This is a genomic window from Bradyrhizobium sp. MI1.10, from assembly GCF_055811035.1.
Genome location: NZ_JBVVPN010000058.1, coordinates 20,944 through 37,785 on the forward strand (window position 1 = coordinate 20,944; position 16,842 = coordinate 37,785).

At 57.7% G+C, this 16,842-nt stretch carries 11 protein-coding genes; all 11 read left to right on the forward strand.

Going from position 1 to position 16,842, the window contains the following annotated elements; all coding sequences use genetic code 11:
* The first annotated feature begins 137 nt into the window (after positions 1-137).
* The 11 genes from AC0L3K_RS35920 (at position 138) to AC0L3K_RS35970 (ending at position 15,899) form a co-directional block, all read left to right on the forward strand.
* Positions 138-1,145 (forward strand): glycosyltransferase family 2 protein, encoded by a 1,008-nt coding sequence (locus AC0L3K_RS35920; protein ID WP_473367820.1) that lies wholly within the window; start codon positions 138-140, stop codon positions 1,143-1,145.
* A gap of 97 nt (positions 1,146-1,242) precedes the next feature.
* The gene (locus AC0L3K_RS35925; RefSeq protein ID WP_473367821.1) at positions 1,243-2,691 is read left to right on the forward strand and encodes an O-antigen ligase family protein; all 1,449 of its coding nucleotides are present in this window, start codon (positions 1,243-1,245) and stop codon (positions 2,689-2,691) included.
* A gap of 82 nt (positions 2,692-2,773) precedes the next feature.
* Complete coding sequence (locus AC0L3K_RS35930) at positions 2,774-3,616, forward strand: glycosyltransferase family 32 protein (protein WP_473367822.1); 843 nt, start codon at positions 2,774-2,776, stop codon at positions 3,614-3,616.
* 398 nt (positions 3,617-4,014) lie between these two features.
* Positions 4,015-5,181, forward strand: coding sequence for a glycosyltransferase family 4 protein (locus tag AC0L3K_RS35935; RefSeq protein WP_473367823.1), 1,167 nt, complete (start codon positions 4,015-4,017; stop codon positions 5,179-5,181).
* Entirely contained in the window at positions 5,178-5,903 is a 726-nt protein-coding gene (locus AC0L3K_RS35940; RefSeq protein ID WP_473367824.1) for a polysaccharide deacetylase family protein, read from the forward strand. The genes AC0L3K_RS35935 and AC0L3K_RS35940 overlap by 4 nt, the downstream gene beginning before the upstream one ends.
* 200 nt (positions 5,904-6,103) lie before the next feature.
* Complete coding sequence (locus tag AC0L3K_RS35945) at positions 6,104-7,141, forward strand: glycosyltransferase family protein (RefSeq protein ID WP_473367825.1); 1,038 nt, start codon at positions 6,104-6,106, stop codon at positions 7,139-7,141.
* 631 nt (positions 7,142-7,772) lie between these two features.
* Positions 7,773-10,217: an Ig-like domain-containing protein gene (locus tag AC0L3K_RS35950; RefSeq protein ID WP_473367826.1), complete on the forward strand. Its 2,445-nt coding sequence runs from the start codon at positions 7,773-7,775 to the stop codon at positions 10,215-10,217.
* 93 nt (positions 10,218-10,310) lie between these two features.
* Positions 10,311-12,245 (forward strand): type I secretion system permease/ATPase, encoded by a 1,935-nt coding sequence (locus AC0L3K_RS35955; RefSeq protein WP_473367827.1) that lies wholly within the window; start codon positions 10,311-10,313, stop codon positions 12,243-12,245.
* Positions 12,242-13,552: an HlyD family type I secretion periplasmic adaptor subunit gene (locus AC0L3K_RS35960; protein WP_473367828.1), complete on the forward strand. Its 1,311-nt coding sequence runs from the start codon at positions 12,242-12,244 to the stop codon at positions 13,550-13,552. Before AC0L3K_RS35955 ends, AC0L3K_RS35960 begins: the two co-directional genes overlap by 4 nt.
* A 99-nt stretch (positions 13,553-13,651) precedes the next feature.
* A complete protein-coding gene (locus AC0L3K_RS35965; RefSeq protein ID WP_473298005.1) occupies positions 13,652-14,248 on the forward strand; it encodes a 2OG-Fe(II) oxygenase family protein in 597 nt (198 codons plus the stop codon).
* Positions 14,249-15,284: 1,036 nt separating this feature from the next.
* The gene (locus AC0L3K_RS35970) at positions 15,285-15,899 is read left to right on the forward strand and encodes a transglutaminase-like cysteine peptidase (protein WP_247282860.1); all 615 of its coding nucleotides are present in this window, start codon (positions 15,285-15,287) and stop codon (positions 15,897-15,899) included.
* Positions 15,900-16,842: the final 943 nt, after the last annotated feature.

Consider the following 16,842-nt stretch of genomic DNA (forward strand, 5'->3'; position numbering starts at 1 on the left):
CGGTTTATTAAATCCCGGTCGGAGCCTGTTTGCGAGGTTATGTCAATGACCGTCTCGCGGTTCACAGCCGGACTTCTTGCGGGACATGCTAGCGTGTCGAAGCTAATGCACTGGCCTCGGCTGACCAGGAGCGTTTCATGACGTCCCAAGCACGTCGGCCCAATGCTGAAGGGGGAGCTGAAGGTCCCCTCGTCACGGTCGTGATGTGCGTTTACAACGCAGGGGAATATTTGCGGCCTTCGTTGTTGAGCATAATTGATCAGACGTATACCAATTTAGATATCCTCATTATCGACGACGGAAGCACTGACGGCTGCTTCGACTCAGTTCAAGATTTGCTGGCGGACGAGCGTGTTCGCGTGATCCATCAAGCGAACGCAAGCAAGCCCGTGGCGATCAATCGAGCGCTCGATCAGATCCGCGGCGAGTACTACGCAATTCAAGATGCGGATGACATCAGCTATCCAACGAGAATTGAAAGACAGGTGCGTGCGCTGCTCAACGGGCTGCATTTGGCCGCCGTATTCTGCGGTAACGAGCTTGTCATTGACGGAAGAGCCATGGCCCCCGTGTTTGCACCGAAAGGAGAGGACGACTGCCACTCTGAGATCCGAGCCTTTCGAATGCCTGCCCTTGATCCCACAGGAATGTTTCGGATGTCATTGATCGGCCATTTGCGATTCGAGCCTTCATTGCAGGTCGCCGAGACCTACGATTACATATTGAGAATTGGCGAAGAGCATCCGATGATTGTATTGGGTGAGTGCCTTTACGCGTACCGCATTCTTCCCAATTCACTTACCCGACGTGCGCCAGCGTGGCGCAAACGATTTGAATCTGAGGCCTTCAGGCGGGCCTGCGAGCGGCGAGGTTTACGGTTTGAGCCAGAATGCGAGGATGGAGGCCACAGGTCCCGCAATAGCTTGCTGGATAATAATATCGCCGCCCATTTCATCAGGAGTGTGCTGGATTTACGTCGGTCAAACCATCGTTTGTCAGCGCTAAGGACGGGTTGGCAATGTGCTTCTTTGCATCCCGCGGATCCACACTATTACAAGGCGCTTGCTTATGCGCTGATTCCACCCAGCGTAACGAGCCGCCTACGTCGTGACTTCTTGGCGATTCCTTTGGAGACGACGAAATGAAGCGCCTCTTCGGCGGAACGGTCGTTTTGATGCGGCGGCTCAATTTTGAGCGCTGCTTCTTGTTGGCGCAACGTCTTCGGCATTCGAGGTATTCGCTTTGAGCCGCAAAAGCTTTGAATTGGATTCGGATTTTCAACGTACCTATCTGCAGGATCGCCAGCAGAGTGTAGTTAGGCGTGTTACAGGCGGTTCGCCCTCACGTGCCGAACTATATCTCAAACTATTATTGGTCACAATTTTTTTGCCCGAGGGTCTATCTTTCTTCGTCGGTGACTTTCGCCTCACCGTCGCTCGAGTTCTGATTTTTGTGTTCTCCATCGCAGCGATATCGCGGCTCTCCCAGCGCAATCCGCGAGCTGTAGTCTGCGTTCCATCGGATATTTTAGCTCCGGCTGCAGGCGTCTGGATGATGTTGGCTGCCACCGTAACGGATGGTTCCACGGGTCTTAAAGGAGCCGGGATCGAGGCAATTTCATTCACCGGCGCATATTTGAGTTTCCGGTATCTTCTCGGTCCGGCGGTCGATAGTTCCGTGCGAATCGTACGCTTCTCTTGCAAGTTGATTATTCTGATTGTCGGTGTCGCGCTTCTCGACTCTCTGACTGATAGACTGTTCACCTATGACTTCGTCAAAGGAATTACTGGTTATGTGAAACCCAGTTATGAAGGTGCATTCGCGTTGAAGTCGGAGACCTTGTTTAGGGACGGGGTCATTCGTGCCATGGGTCCAATGGAGCATTCGATATTATTCGGTGCCGTTTGTGTGTGGTTTGGACACTTGGCCCTCACTACGTTTAGGCCCCAGGTGTTGGGCTGGGGTGTTGCAGGGATCGCGCTGGTAGGTGTCTTGGCTTCGCAGGCGCGGAGTCCATTGCTAGCCTATGTGATCGGATTTGCTCTCGCGATTTTTTATGCTGCAACCCCTCGCTTTAGAACCAGATGGAAGTTGGTCGGACTGGCTGTGACTGCTGTTCTCCTTACCGTTTTCACTTTCTCTGGCAACCCCGTCGTAACGCTTGTACGCCTTGGCGGAGTAAGTCCGGAGGCGGCCTGGTACCGTCAAGCGATCTGGGAGACCGGGGGGCCTGTAGTACTCGGTTCGCCGATCTTCGGAATTGGTTTGAACGGCGACTGGAATTGGCAGTCTCACGGCGCGCTTGTGAGCGGGAGCGTGGATGCTTTTTGGCTTGCCGCCGCAATGAATTACGGAATTCCTGGGAGCGCATTAATCCTTTTGACAATTGTGGGCGCATGCTGGCTTGGTTCGATCGATAGATCGCGTCACCTTACTCCCGAGGAAGGACGGCTATCGGTGGCGCTCGGAATTGTCATAGTAACCATCGTTTTTCTGGGGTTCATGGTTCACTTTTGGGGCATCTGTTTCATCCTTATCGCTGTCTTTGCCGGAATGCGGGCGAACCTCGCGGAAACCGCGGTGCTGCGCGATAGAGGCGCGGAAACGGGATATGATTCGATTACCGGAGGCGTTTTACTGCAGGGCGGTGACGCGCGTGCCACGCAGAGGAGCTCCGTTGTTCTCGGGTGATCGCTCTGGAATCTAGGCGCCGCCACCATAGCGATCGTCGTGATTTCTCGCGCTGCGTCAGTCTGAACCTGGGATGTCGATCATGACGATCCAAAATATTCAAGTTCCGACGTTTGATCTGGGGCCTCAGATCCCCCGCGTTATTCATCAAATATATTTCTCGAAAAATCCGTTACCGATCGTCTTGGCAAGGAATATACAAGCCATCAAAACAATGAATCCCGGCTGGGAACACAGACTATACGACGAACAAGCGATTGCTACGTTCATCGTCGAGCATTACGGCCCAGAAATTGCGAGCCTGTTCTATAAGATCAATCCGCAGTACGGAGCGGCGCGAGCTGATCTCTTCCGCTATCTCCTCATGTACAAGCGCGGTGGGGTCTATCTTGATATCAAAAGCACAACGGTCGAGCCTCTCGACGGAGCCATTCGATCAGACGACAGGTTCATTCTGTCACGTTGGCGGAATAGCCCTGGCGAGCCGCACGCGGGCTGGGGCGTGCACAAAGAGTTTGGGGCTAACCGGGAACGCGAATTTCAACAGTGGCATATCATAGCCGCTGCCGGTCATCCGTTTCTAAAGGCGGTGATCGAGCGGGTTTTGACAAATATCCAAAATTACCGATCGTGGGTGCATGGCGTGGGAAACAAGGGCGTCTGGAGAACAACGGGCCCCATAGCGTATATGCTGGCCATCGAGCCGCTGATGAGTAGCAACAGTTACCGCATGGTCGCAAACGAGACGGAGCTGTCATTGCAATACAACATATGCAGCGATCCCTCTCATCTTTTCGGCAAGCATTACGGGTTACTATCAGATCCCATAGTCTCGATGGATGGATGGCTTTCCATTCCAGCGCATCATATCTATTCTCAGGCGCGCAGTGTCTATCGCCAGTTTCTTTTAAAGCCCCCGGCGTAGCGCACGATCCGGCCGTTGCTCCACTGAGCCCTAGGGGCTCGGACCCCTAAGCTCTACAGCTCCTGGATGAAAGTTCATTGGTCAATGAGTGCAAACCTTGCACCCGCGACAATAGGGTATTTTTTCATGCGCGAAGCGCCCAAATTCGCGATCTTATAACGATGCCTCGCGCCGCGGATCTTCGCGCCGACTGCAGCCAGAATTAAATAAACTGGATAATAATTACAATCTCTGGTAATTAATATGGAGGCCCCAGCGCTATGGCGGGGTTGCGATACGATGTTGAATTCTGAGGAGCCGGCTGTGTTTGTCGGAGCAGGGCAGGGCGGTCACGTTACCGAGGTGGCTGATCTTATCGTAGGTTTTTGTAAGCCGGTTGCGCCGTGCGAGGGAATAAGATGAATCAGCGCTCCCTCTCCGGCGGCCAAACAGCGCGGCGGATTGCTTTCGCCACGATCGGCGACGCAAGCGAGGTCAGGTTCTGGTCCGGCACGCCATTTCACATGGCGAAATCGCTCGCAAACGAAGGTCATGAGGTGGTCCATATCGGTCCCCTGAGCGCACCGATCTTACCTCTTTACAAGACGTATTCCAGACTTTGCCGTGCCTTTCGCAGGCAGAGCCTCTCCCCATTTCATGCGGGGCCTGTCGTTGCACAGTATGCAGCGGACGCAGCACGCAAAATCTGCGCGGTCTCACCCGACTTCGTCTTCGCGCCCGCCGGCTCCAACTTCGCCTGGGCAGTGCCTGCGGGCGTTCCCCTCGTCTATGCGTCCGATGCGACCTTTCGGCTTGTCGACAATTACCATCCTAATTATCGGAACTTGTCACGCAATGCTCGGGAGATTGCTGAACGCCTGGAACGCAACACCATCGCACGTGCGGATCTTGTCCTCTACCCGTCGGAATGGGCCGCCGAATCTGCTGTTAGAGATTACGGTGCCGACCGTGGGCGGGTGCATGTCATTCCCTGGGGTGCCAACCTCGAAGAAACACCCAATCGTGACTCTGTGCTTGCGTGCCGCAAGCCGGGTCCCTGCCGGCTCTTGTTCATCGGTGCCAACTGGGAGGAGAAGGGCGCGGACATCGCGGTCGGGACTCTTGCTGAACTAAGGGACAGGGGCATAGAGGCGGAGCTCGTGATCTGCGGATGCACTCCGCCCAAGCCAGTCACCCAGGATGGCCTGACGATCATCCCGTACCTGGACAAGAATGATCGTGAACAGCGCAGCCGGCTGGATCAACTCTATCGCGACGCGGATTTCTTTCTGTTGCCGACCCGGGCAGATTGCTACGGCATCGTTTTTTGCGAAGCGGCGGCCCATGGCGTACCGAGCATTGCGCCGGCCACCGGTGGCGTCTCCTGCGCTATCCGCGACGAGGAGACGGGAATCTTGTTACCGCCCAATGCGACGAAGGCGGACTATGCGACGGTGATCTCCCAGACCTTTGCTAACAAGGACCGGCTGGCACGCCTGAGACAATCGAGCCGGGACGCCTTCGAGGCTCGATTGAACTGGCAGGCTTGGGCCCGGCGCGTCTCAGATCTGATTCAAACTCTATGATTGTCCTGAATTATCATGAGCTGGTGGAAGCCTCGCCTTCGAATGCGTGGTGCCTGACGCATGAAATGTTCGAAGCGCATCTTGCGCTTTGCGAGGAAGGGCTGGTCTCGCCTCAGAGTTTTCTGAAGCATTGCTCCGATCCGAAACCCAGCCGTACCGGTGCGGTCCTGTTAACCTTCGACGATGGATTTCTTTCGGACTACACGCATATCTATGCCCGTTACATGACGACCGGTCGTATTCCAGGTTTCATGTCTTTTATCCCGGTCGACTTTGTAGGCTCGCCGGGACGTATGAGCTGGGAGATGATTGAGGAGCTCGGCCGGGGCGGCGTTGCGATCGGCTCACATGGCATGGCCCACGTCGATTTGACGACTGTCTCGGATGCAAAACTCGAGCGCGAGCTTAGGGTGTCGAAATCGATGCTCGAGGATCGCCTCGGACAAGAGGTTACTCTTTTCGCTTTCCCATACGGGCGGTTCTCCCGGCGGGTCTGGGAGGCGGCGCTGAGGGCTGGCTACACACACCTCTTTACAATCCAGCTTGGGCATCATCGCGGATTCGAACCCTTCCTCTATTCCCGCCTTTGCCTGACGAACAACATGGATGCGGAGTACATTCGCCAGCACTTGCTTGATCCGGATGAGATGCGCGGCTTTGCCTGGAGGATCAGCACAAAGCTCGGGCTCTATCGTCAGCTGATGCGCTGGCGGTATCGATAGCGCTTTGGCGGCGGATTGCAAAATGCGCAGCCATCCTGATCATTCGCCGGCGCCTTCTCGCGACCGGGATCGACGTTGGTGGATCCCGGCTTCTTCTCTGGCGCGGCGTCTGTCGGACGCCGCATTCGAAGCTGCGCAGGCGTTTACGTTCCCGACGGTCGCTCGTCATCGTCGAGGGCAAATGAGAAGGTGTCTGGGCTATGTCGACTGCTAGCATCAACCTTGCCGTCATCATCGTCTCATACTGCAATGCCGATGACGTCGATCGCTGCTTGAAATCGCTTGCTCGTTCGGATTGGGATCGGTTTGAGGTCTTCATTTGCGAAAATGGCGGGGAAGCGGCCTACCGGAGATTGCTGGCTGCGCTCGTGGGACCGGACCGAACGTTGCAGAGAACTTCGGATGCGTCGGATACTCTTGACCAGCCACAGAAACGATTGGCCGCAGTGGCGAAATGCCGATTTAAGGATCGCACGAATGCTGTCCGAGTTGGGCTCGCAATTGAGAACCTCGGTTACGGCGGCGGCGTCAACGCGTGGCTCGAGCCATTGCTTGGCGTCCCCGGCTGGGGTTCGGTGCTTGTCCTGAATCCCGATACCGAAGTGGATAGCCGCGGCCTGTCTGAGTTGATTGCCAAGTCTGCTGAGGGATTCGGCATGGTGGGCGGAAGCCTGGTCTTTCACAATACCCCCGAAAAGATCATCAACTACGGACTGCATTGGTCGCAAATGACAGGCCGTGTTGTTGCTATAGGAAGGAATGCGCCAATTGGTAGTGCCCCCTCCGCCGAAGACCTTGGCCGGATCGATGCGGTAAGCGGAGCGTGTGTTCTGGCAACGCGAGCGTTCGTCGAAGACGTCGGTCTCATGGCTGAGGACTATTTCCTCTATATGGAAGATCTGGATTGGGGACGGCGGCGGGGAAGGCACCGCATCGGCTTCGCGAGCAAAGCTATCATTCGCCACATTGGAGGAACGACCATCGGCTCGGCCGTTGCCCCCGAGAAGCGCTCGCATCTCTCGATCTATTTGTCTGCCCGCAACGGCATTGTCTATGCTCGGCGCTTCGCGGGATGGCGCTGGATCTGCCATTTCGGAGTCGGACTGTTGTTCGTAGTGCGATACATGATCAAAGGCTCCTTGTCGGCCGGAAGAGTCGCTTTCGTGGGTTTGCTCGACGGCGCCAAAGGCAAGACAGGGCGGCCGGATGCCGCGCCCGCACCGCAACAGCTCGATTGATCTGCGACGATCCCAGTCAGCATCTCATCATTGGCCACCAGAGTTGAACTCGCTGAGATGGCGGAGGGCTCCGCCGGCATGGCGATTGTCGGTCTAATATCGTCCAGCAGCCATCGAACTGAAAATCAACGACGGTTATGCTCTTGATTGTCCGCAGATGAAATGGTCGTCGCGACACATATTCTTCCAGCCGGACGAGCCCTCAGCGGACGTATCTGACGGCAGATAATCTTGACCATCGAATATTTAATTTATTTTCTGCTGTAGAGGCGTCGACGGCGACTCCTGGCGAGCTGTCATCTGGCGGTGACGGCGCACCTTCGATCCAAGCATACTTGCGTATATCTTCGTTCGTTCTCCGTGTGACTCTTTCAACGCGGTGCACGAGTGCTTGATCGGACTAAGGAATTAACGCCGCATTTAAATTTGTGCGATGCGACTTTGGCCAGGGTAGCTAAGAAATTACCTTGGGTGAGCCGTCGTGTCGTCGCAAAAAAGCCTCCGCCCACCGAGAAGACGGTTCCAACGGCGCTGCGCCAGCAGGGTCGCACTTGGGGTATCGTCGCTCGGGGAAATCGAAATGGGCGCGTGCCAGAACAAATCTAATCGAAGCTACCAGGAGAAAAACTAGATGGCGACCATTCCTCTGAGCTGGGACGACCCGATGTTTAGCGGCGTTACGAATTCGAGTGGGGGTGCCATTGCTGATGGCGGGACGCTTTCGAACGCAAGTATTACCGATTTTAGCGGCGATGCGGTCGTTGGAGGCTTTGGCTCGTTCAACCTCGACCACATCCGCATTGACGCAAGGGAAGGCGTGCGCATTGGGGGGAGCGGAGATATAACCATCAACAATTCGTACATTGAAACGACGGGACAGGGGGCCGACCACGCCGATGGTATTCAGGCCTATGCTCCCGGCAGCACTGGCAATGTGACAATCACAAACTCGGCAATTGTGTCCCACGAGACTTCTGCGACCGCTGGGATGTTCATTGCAGATAGTTATAGCGGAACGTTCAATTTCGATAATGTGATGTTCGAAGGTGGTCCGTATGGCCTGCGTATTGCCTCGGATGCGGATGACATCTACGTCTCAATGAAAGACGTGTATTTTGTAGGACCATTTGGGGCGGCGCCGTTTGTCTTTCAGGAAACCAATTCGCCCATACACATCACTCAGTGGGAAAACGTACGCTCCGCAACAATCGTGAATGGTCAACTCGTTCCGGGTGATCTTATTCCACCCCCATGGCCGGTTGAAGGGGGGACTGCGCCCTCCGCGCCCACCACGCCCACCGTACCGGATGCACCCACTATCGCTTCGTTCTCGACCGACAGCGGCACGGCTGGCGACAAGATCACCAACGACAATACCATCGAGCTCAAGGGTGCCGCTGCTGCCGGCAGCACGGTCAAGATCTACGACGGTGCGACCCAAATCGGTTCAACGACTGCGAACTCAAGCGGCAGTTGGGACTACATCACAAAGGTCCTGACTGACGCAAAGCATACGCTCACCGCAACGGCGACCAGCGCGTCGGGGCAGGTCAGCGCGGCGTCGTCTGCGTTGGCAGTCACCGTCGATACCAAAGCGCCGACCGCGCCGACCATTGCTAGCAATACGGTGAACAGCGCCAATCAGATGGTGATGTCGGGCAGTGCCGAAGCGAGCAGCGTCGTAAAGGTGTTCGACGGCACGACCCAGATCGGGACCGCAACCGCCAACAGCAGTGGCGTGTGGAACTATACCACCAGCGGCCTTGCGGCCGGTTCGCACAGCCTCACCGCGAAGGCAACGGATGCGGCAGGCAACACCAGCGCGGCGTCCACCGTGGTCACGGCCAGCACCGGCACCTCGACGTCCCCATCCGCACCGACGTCCCCAACCGCACCGACGTCGCCAACTGCTGGTAAGCAAATCGAGTCGAATGGCGCGACAACTCTCGTTGAGAGCAGCAATGGCAAGTATTACCTCAACGGCAGCAGCGGATCGGGCCCCACGCTGAAGAACAAGGGTGTGGATTTTGTAGACGGGTCAGATGGCACTTGGGCACCGATTGCCGCGGAGAAGACGGCGACGGGCTATCAGGTTGTCTGGAAGGAGGGCGCCGGTCTGTTCACGGCCTGGAACACCGACAACAACGGCAACTACGTATCCCATGTCAGCACCCTGACCGGCTCCACGTCGGGCGGCTTCGTGTCGGGTACGGACTCTGGCCTCATATCGCTCGAGACGAGCTTCCATCAGGATCTCAACGGCGACGGGCAGATCGGTACTTCCAGTGCTTCCACACCGACGTCCCCAACCACACCGACGTCGCCAACCACACCGACGTCGCCAACTACTGGTAAGCAAATCGAGTCGGATGGTGCGACAAGCCTCGTTGAGAGCAACGGCAAATATTACCTCAACGGCAGCAGCGGATCGGGGCCCTCGCTGAAGAATCACGGCGTGGATTTTGTGGACGGGTCAGATGGCACCTGGGCACCGATTGGTGCGGAGAAGACGGCGACGGGCTATCAGGTTGTCTGGAAGGAGGGCGGCGGTTATTACACGGCCTGGAACACCGACAACAACGGCAACTACGTATCCCATGTCAGCACACTGACCGGCTCCACGTCGGGCGGCTTCGTGACGGGTACGGACCCTGGCCTTAAATCGCTTGAGACGAGCTTCCATCAGGATCTCAACGGTGACGGTCAGATCGGTGCTTCCAGCGTAGCTACGTCGTCCACGAGCACCCCTCAGCTCGCTGCGACTTCGAACTCGACAAGCAGCAACGTACAGACGAGCACTTCAGGCAATGACGTCTTGGTTGGCACCAGCAAGGCCGACACTTTCTCGTTTGCCGCGAATTTCGGCAACGATGTCATCAAGGACTTCGCTGCCAGCGGACCTGCTCACGACACGATCGAGTTCAGCAAGAGCGTGTTCGACAGCTTTGCGAGTGTTCTTTCCCATGCGACCCAATCGGGCCAGGACGTCGTCATCGCGGCGACGGGGGGCGACACGCTCACGCTGAAGAACATGAAGGTCGGTTCGTTGACTAGCCAGGACTTCCACTTCGCGTAAGGGACGGGCATCCACACCGAGTAGTACTCAACAACTGCCTTGGGGATCTCTTGGGGGATCTTCAGACAAGGGCATGGTTCAAGGGCGGCTACCATGATTGACTTTGGACGGCGGGGGGCATTCCCCCCGCCCGCGAATCTCTATCGAATTCCACTTCTTTACCTATCAGAGCTCTGGGCGGTCGGACGGCAGTGGGCGGAAGACGCCGAACTGCGGACGCCGCAACTGATCGGCTGGGCAAAGCGCTCGGTCGAAGCCCTGCGGCAACGGATATTCGCTGGTCGACCCGGGCCGGCGGAGGACTATGACGAGTCGCAGTCAGAGATGTCGGCTTTCCTGCGGTCTTGCCGCCGGATTTTCTGGGCTCTCGCGGCCTTCAGCGGGATGAGCAATCTCCTCATGCTCACCGGCTCGTTTTTCATGCTGCAAGTCTACGATCGGGTGCTCCCCGGGCGCAGCATACCGACGCTGATAGCCTTGATGGTTCTGGCGACGGTGCTTTACCTGTTTCAGGGTGGGCTGGACCTCGTCAGGAACAGGATCAGTGCCCGGGTCGGCCGGTATTTCGATGAAAGGCTCGGCGTTCGGATATTCGACGCGCTTGTTCGCCTTCCTCTCAAGACCAGGGCCGATGGCGATGGCTTGCAGCCGGTGCGGGACCTTGATCAGGTCCGCAGCTTCCTTTCGAGCGGAGGGCCGACGGCGCTCTTTGATCTGCCCTGGATGCCGATCTATCTCGGCGTCTGCTTCCTCTTTCACTTCTGGATTGGCGTCACTGCGCTGGCCGGGGCGTTGGTGCTGGTCGGGATTACGATGCTCACGGAATCACGCACCCGAGGGCCGGCAAAGGCGTCCTCGCGCCTGGCCGTTTCGCGAACTGCCCTTGCGCTCGAGGGGCGGCGAAATGCCGAGGTTCTGCAGGCCATGGGCATGCGGCAACAAGCGGCTTTCCGTTGGCGGGATGTCAACGCGAAGTACCTCGCGGCCCACGAGCGGGCCAGCGATGTCGCAAACGGACTCGGTGGCGCCTCCAAGATCTTCCGGGCGATCTTGCAATCGCTGGTTCTCGCCGTTGGCGCCGTCCTCGTCATCAACCAGGAATCGACGGCCGGCATCATCATTGCAGGATCGATACTCACTGCGCGAGCCCTGGCGCCCGTCGAAATGGCCATTGCGAACTGGAAGGGATTCGTCGCCGCGCGGCAATCCGGGCAACGGCTCGATCGCTTGCTGAAGCTTCTGCCCAACGAGGAGGAGCGGTTGGCATTGCCTGCACCTGTTGAAACCCTCACCGCCGAGCACCTCTATGTTGGCGCCCCGAACTCGGAGAGGCCCACTCTCAGCGAAGTGTCGTTCCAGCTTCGGAGCGGGCAGGCGGTTGGAATCATTGGCCCGAGCGGATCCGGCAAGTCGACATTGGCACGTGCACTGGTCGGGGTGTGGCCGTGCATTCGAGGCAGGATCCGGCTCGACAACGCCGCGCTCGATCACTGGTCTTCGGACGCCCTCGGCAAGCACATCGGTTATCTGCCGCAGGACGTCGAATTGTTCGATGGCAGCATCGCAATGAACATTGCGCGGTTCGACCCGGATGCAACGGCCGCTGCTGTTCTGGAAGCCTCGCATGCCGCGGGCGCGCACGACCTCATCCTCTCCCTTCCGGACGGCTACAGCACGAAGATTGGCGAGGGAGGGCTGGCGCTGTCGGCGGGACAGCGGCAGCGTATCGGGCTCGCGCGCGCCTTTTACGGCAAGCCCTTCCTGGTGGTACTTGATGAGCCCTCTTCCAATCTCGATGCCGAGGGCGAGGAGGCATTGACCGAGGCGATCCTGAACGTGCGCCGCCGGGGAGGGATTGTCGCCGTTGTCGCGCATCGTCCGAAGGCGCTGGAAGGTGTGGACCATGTCTTGTGCCTCGGGGAAGGCAGGATTCAGTCCTTCGGCAAGAGGGAGGAGGTTCTCAAGAGAGTGTTGCGAAATCCAATACCGCTCAAGGTCGTCGCGGAAGCTCAAGGAGGCAGCCGATGAACGGCCAGGTGACACCGGCGCTGGAATCCATCCAGCGTTACATGATCGTCGGTATGATCATGTTCGGTTTGGTGACCTTTGGGGTCGGCGGTTGGGCGACAACGACCCAATTGTCGGGTGCGGTGATCGCCCAAGGCGTGGTCGTGGTGGATTCGAGCGTCAAGAAGGTTCAGCACTCCACTGGTGGGATCGTGGGAGAGTTGCGCGTGCGAGAGGGCGACCGGGTCAATGCAGGAGACATTTTGATCCGCCTCGACGAGACTCAGACGCTCGCGAATGCGACCATCGTCACAAACAGCCTCGATGAGCTGTTCGCGCGGCAGTCTCGTCTCGAGGCCGAGCGCGATGGCGAGCAGCCCGTGTTTCCCAAGGCGCTGCTCGACCGCGCCAAGGAGAGCAACTCCCAGGCGAGCCGTGCAATCACCGCGGAGCGGAAGCTGTTCGACCTGCGTCGTCAGGCGAGGAGCGGTCAAAAAGCGCAGTTGCAGGAGAAAAGCGCGCAGCTGGAAAACGAGATCAAGGGCCTTACTGGGCAGACCGAGGCCAAGCAGAAGGAAGTCGATTTGATCCGGCAGGAGCTGGAGGGCGTGCGCAGTCTCTGGCAAAAAAATCTGGTGCCGATCACGCGGCTCAATTCCCTCGAGCGCGATGCCGCCCGACTCGAAGGCGAGCGCAGCCAGCTGGCAGGAATGATTGCCCAGTCGAAGGGCAAGATCGCCGAAATCGGACTCCAGATCATTCAGATCGACCAGGACCTGCGGACGGAAGTCGGCAAGGATCTGATTGAAACGCGATCGAAACTCGCCGAGCTGGGCGAGCGCAAAACTGCGGCGGTCGATCAATTGAATCGGGTCGATATCAGGGCACCGCAAAGCGGCCGCGTCCACGAGCTGAACGTCCACACGGTTGGAGGTGTTATCTCTCCCGGCGAGCAGATCATGCTGATCGTGCCCGATGCGGACTCGCTTGCGGTTGAGGTCAAGATCGCACCGCGCGATATCGACCAGGTCTATCTGGGGCAGACCGCGACAATGCGCTTCGCGGCGTTCAACCAGAAGACCACGCCCGAAATCGACGGAGAGGTCAGCATGGTCTCGGCAGACATCACGCAGGATCAGCGTGCCGGCACCAGTTACTACACGGGTCGCGTTCTGCTGAAGCCGGAAGAGCTGGCGAAACTCGGGTCGGCCAAGCTGTTGCCCGGCATGCCGGTGGAGGTCTTCATCAAGACGGCAGGTCGGACCGCGTTGTCTTACCTGCTCAAGCCGCTGCACGATCAGGCGGGGCGCGCATTCAAGGAGCGCTGAGTCTTTGGCGGACACGAAATGACACAGCCCCGAGTGCACCAGTACTCGGGGCTTTGTATCAACGAGCACCGAGCTCGCGATCAAGGAGCTATTCGACAAGTGACATCGCAGCCCATCATACACTCACAAAGCCCGGTCATTCGTCTTTATGATGATGTCCTAGAACAACAATTGTTGGCCGACGTTCAAGACTATCTGCAAAATACATCATGGAAATTCGGAGCAGTGTCATACAAGGCACCCGGCAGTTATCGCTATTGGTACAAGCATTTTGCCGGGGGATACGACGAAGCTGACACGTCAGATTGTTCAGGTGCCTTGTTGAACGAAGCTCCGGTCATCTGGAAAATGTGGAGCCTCTTGGAGGAAACGATCTTCAAAGATCACACACTGATGAGGTGCTATGCAAACGGTTATCCATACGGATGCGAAGGTTCGGCTCATTTGGATTCAGCCGATCCCAGTGATTACACGGCAGTCTTTTATTCTAATCCAACTTGGGACCCTAATTGGTCGGGTGAGACCATCTTCCTAACGCAACAGCCGCCGGCAGACATCATCGCAGCAATTCTGCCACGTCCAAATCGGTTAGTGCTTTTCCAGGGGAATGTTCCGCACGCCGCAAGAGGAATCTCAAGAGTTTGCCCATTGCTGCGCATAACATTGATGTTCAAGACGAAAAAGAAATTCAACTGAACAGGGGCGACGCAGAGCTTGCGGACGTGAGCTGGTGAAACTCGGGTCGGCCAAGCTTTTGTCTGGCATGCCGGTCGAGGTTTTCATCAAGATGCAACGTCGCCCTGCGCTGTCCTACCTTCTCAAGCCGCCGCATGATCAGGCGGGGGCGGGTGTTCAAGGAACGCTGAGTCCTCGCGGAAGATAGCAGCGTTCGACTGCGCGCATTCGAGGCCGGTGCCCTATCCGTGGGCGCCGGCGTTGCGGCCAGCCTCTGAAGGCACGGCTGGGCGGCCGGACGCATCGGCAGCGGGCGGGCCCGGCCGACGAGTGCGCGTCACAAGCCGGATCGGAGTCCGCCGTCTGCTTTGCAGAGTCGACACCAGCGTTCTGAAGATGTCGGGTCGCCGCAAGAGATTTAGTGGGGCGAACGTGGTGAGATCGACCCACCTCCTGATCAACCGCAGTAAATCGCGCTGCTTTCGACGGATCGACCGTGGCAGAAGCCTGGGCGAGACTGCGGATCTTTCGGACGATCGTCGGTTCAGTACGTCCATTCGCCTGGCGTGCAGGGTCATCGCCGCTACGAAGACAAGTATCGTAGCTTCAGCTCCCAGGATGACGAGTAGCTCACCTGGCATATGAAATCTGTCCTGCCCGAGGAAGCACTGTTTGACGGTTTGGCCTCGGTGAATAATTAAATCAACAGTTATAATTATATGGGCAGTTGAGTTCTTGCCCTGGCTCTGGATCGGCGAACCACGTCTGCGCCGCGCCGCGCTTGCCGCGCCCTTCCACCGAGAACAACCGGAGCCGCAAGGCTTCTCATCCCATTCATCCTTTGCATTCGTCCTTGCAGGCGCACCGCTGGCGTCACTGCAGCCCTTTGCAAAAGATCTTCGGCGTCAATTTAATTCGTTAATTTATTGTTGCGGTTTAATTTAAATGGAATTATATTAAATATAATAACGCGGAATAATCATTCTCGCGCGGTTGGGGGGCGGCCGCGCCGGCTGTGGATCCGACCTCAGTTTGGCGTGCGCAGAGGGATCGGCAGATGCAGCGAACCTCGGGCCCAGTCATCGCGGCAGCCATAGCTGTCATGATCGGAGGCGTTCAGTGGGCGCGTGCGGCATTGTTGACCGTGCCGACGGCGCCGCAAGCGGCTCTTGCGCACATCGAGTTGGGACGCCCGACGCTTCCGCCCCTCACTTACACGGTGTTTTGCCTGCGCTATGAGGCCGAATGTCGCCCGCGGCGCTCCTTCCGCGGCGGGCCGATCCGGTTGACGAAGGAACGGTGGGCGGAGCTGAAAGCAGTCAATCGCGCCGTGAACCGCGCCATTGCTCCGCAGCCTAATGAACTTGGCCTTGCAGGTGAGGAGTGGATCGTTAACCCCGATAGCGGTGATTGCAACGACTACGTAGTGAGCAAGCGTCATGAACTGCTGCAACGGGGCTGGCCCGCGCGGGCCCTGCTATTGAGCGAGGTCGTCGTTAGTTCCGGAGAGCATCATTTGGTGCTTCTCGTGCGGACCAGGAGCGGCGATCTCGTCCTCGACAATCTCACGCCGCAGATCAAACCGTGGTCCAGGACGCCCTATCACTGGGTTCGCGTGCAGAGACCCAACGATCATCGCCTGTGGGCGACGATTAGTCGGCCAAGTGCATGACTGGCTGATTTTGTGGAGGCCTGAGCGCTGTTCCAGAGATCAGCTGCAGCCGCGACCTGGCTGCCAGCGCTGGCCGGTCTTCCGGTCTTCATGAAAGGAGAGCCGCGTTGGCTCGCTTGATCGGGCGAGCGCATCTTCAAGCTCTCACGGAGCAGATAGATGAAGTGGCACCGCGTCGACACTCGTCCCGCAGACTGCCGGGGACTCCGATACTCAACGCGGTGGTCGAGTGATCCATCCGAAGGCGATGCCGGCAATCCGGACGACGGATGAGGAGCGCGATGTGTGGGTGCGCGTGTTTTGGGGTGATGCCAAGGTGCTGCGGCGGCCGTTCTCGGATGATATACTCGTTATGCGCTGGGCGGATGAGGAAGATAGCTAGCCGCTCAGCGTCTTCTCCCCGTCAGCCGCGCTTCCTCTCAGAGGACGGTTTAAACTCGACGACCTGGTTCTGGGCGCCTGAATCCAAATGCTCTGTTTGTTTCAGGATCCCCCAAGCGCTTGAAGCGCTCGTGCTTTTCTGCGTCCTTCGCCCGCTGACTCATAAGGGCAAAGTCTCTGGCGTCAGCTCGGAGCCTCTCCAATCGTGGCCTGAGATCCTTCATGTCGTCCCGGCTCAGATTCTAAACTCATCCTCGGCGCAAACAATAACCGTGCTTGCTCGGATCGCGCATGAGTCAACTCCGGAAATAGGATATTGGTTCTTTCTTAACCGCTAGTTTGCCGCTTATTCATCGTGCGATATCTAGTCACGGTCGCCTGCTGGACCAAATTCAGGAACCTGGACACTTCGGATGTTGCAGGGGTGAGGGGGGTGACCTGCCACCGAACTTTCATCCGGCAGCGGTTAGAGCCTCGGGGTTTTGTACGCCAAGTGGCGCGGTTGGAGCAACGGACGATCGGCGGAGCTGGTCGGGGTTGCGTAGCCGATCGTCCGTTGCGG

Coding starts and splice junctions, on each gene's coding strand:
- AC0L3K_RS35970 (WP_247282860.1), top strand. CDS start 15,285: ATGCAGCGAACCTCGGGCCCAGTCATCGCGGCAGCCATAGCTGTCATG.
- AC0L3K_RS35945 (WP_473367825.1), top strand. CDS start 6,104: ATGTCGACTGCTAGCATCAACCTTGCCGTCATCATCGTCTCATACTGC.
- AC0L3K_RS35940 (WP_473367824.1), top strand. CDS start 5,178: ATGATTGTCCTGAATTATCATGAGCTGGTGGAAGCCTCGCCTTCGAAT.
- AC0L3K_RS35935 (WP_473367823.1), top strand. CDS start 4,015: ATGAATCAGCGCTCCCTCTCCGGCGGCCAAACAGCGCGGCGGATTGCT.
- AC0L3K_RS35950 (WP_473367826.1), top strand. CDS start 7,773: ATGGCGACCATTCCTCTGAGCTGGGACGACCCGATGTTTAGCGGCGTT.
- AC0L3K_RS35955 (WP_473367827.1), top strand. CDS start 10,311: ATGATTGACTTTGGACGGCGGGGGGCATTCCCCCCGCCCGCGAATCTC.
- AC0L3K_RS35920 (WP_473367820.1), top strand. CDS start 138: ATGACGTCCCAAGCACGTCGGCCCAATGCTGAAGGGGGAGCTGAAGGT.
- AC0L3K_RS35960 (WP_473367828.1), top strand. CDS start 12,242: ATGAACGGCCAGGTGACACCGGCGCTGGAATCCATCCAGCGTTACATG.
- AC0L3K_RS35930 (WP_473367822.1), top strand. CDS start 2,774: ATGACGATCCAAAATATTCAAGTTCCGACGTTTGATCTGGGGCCTCAG.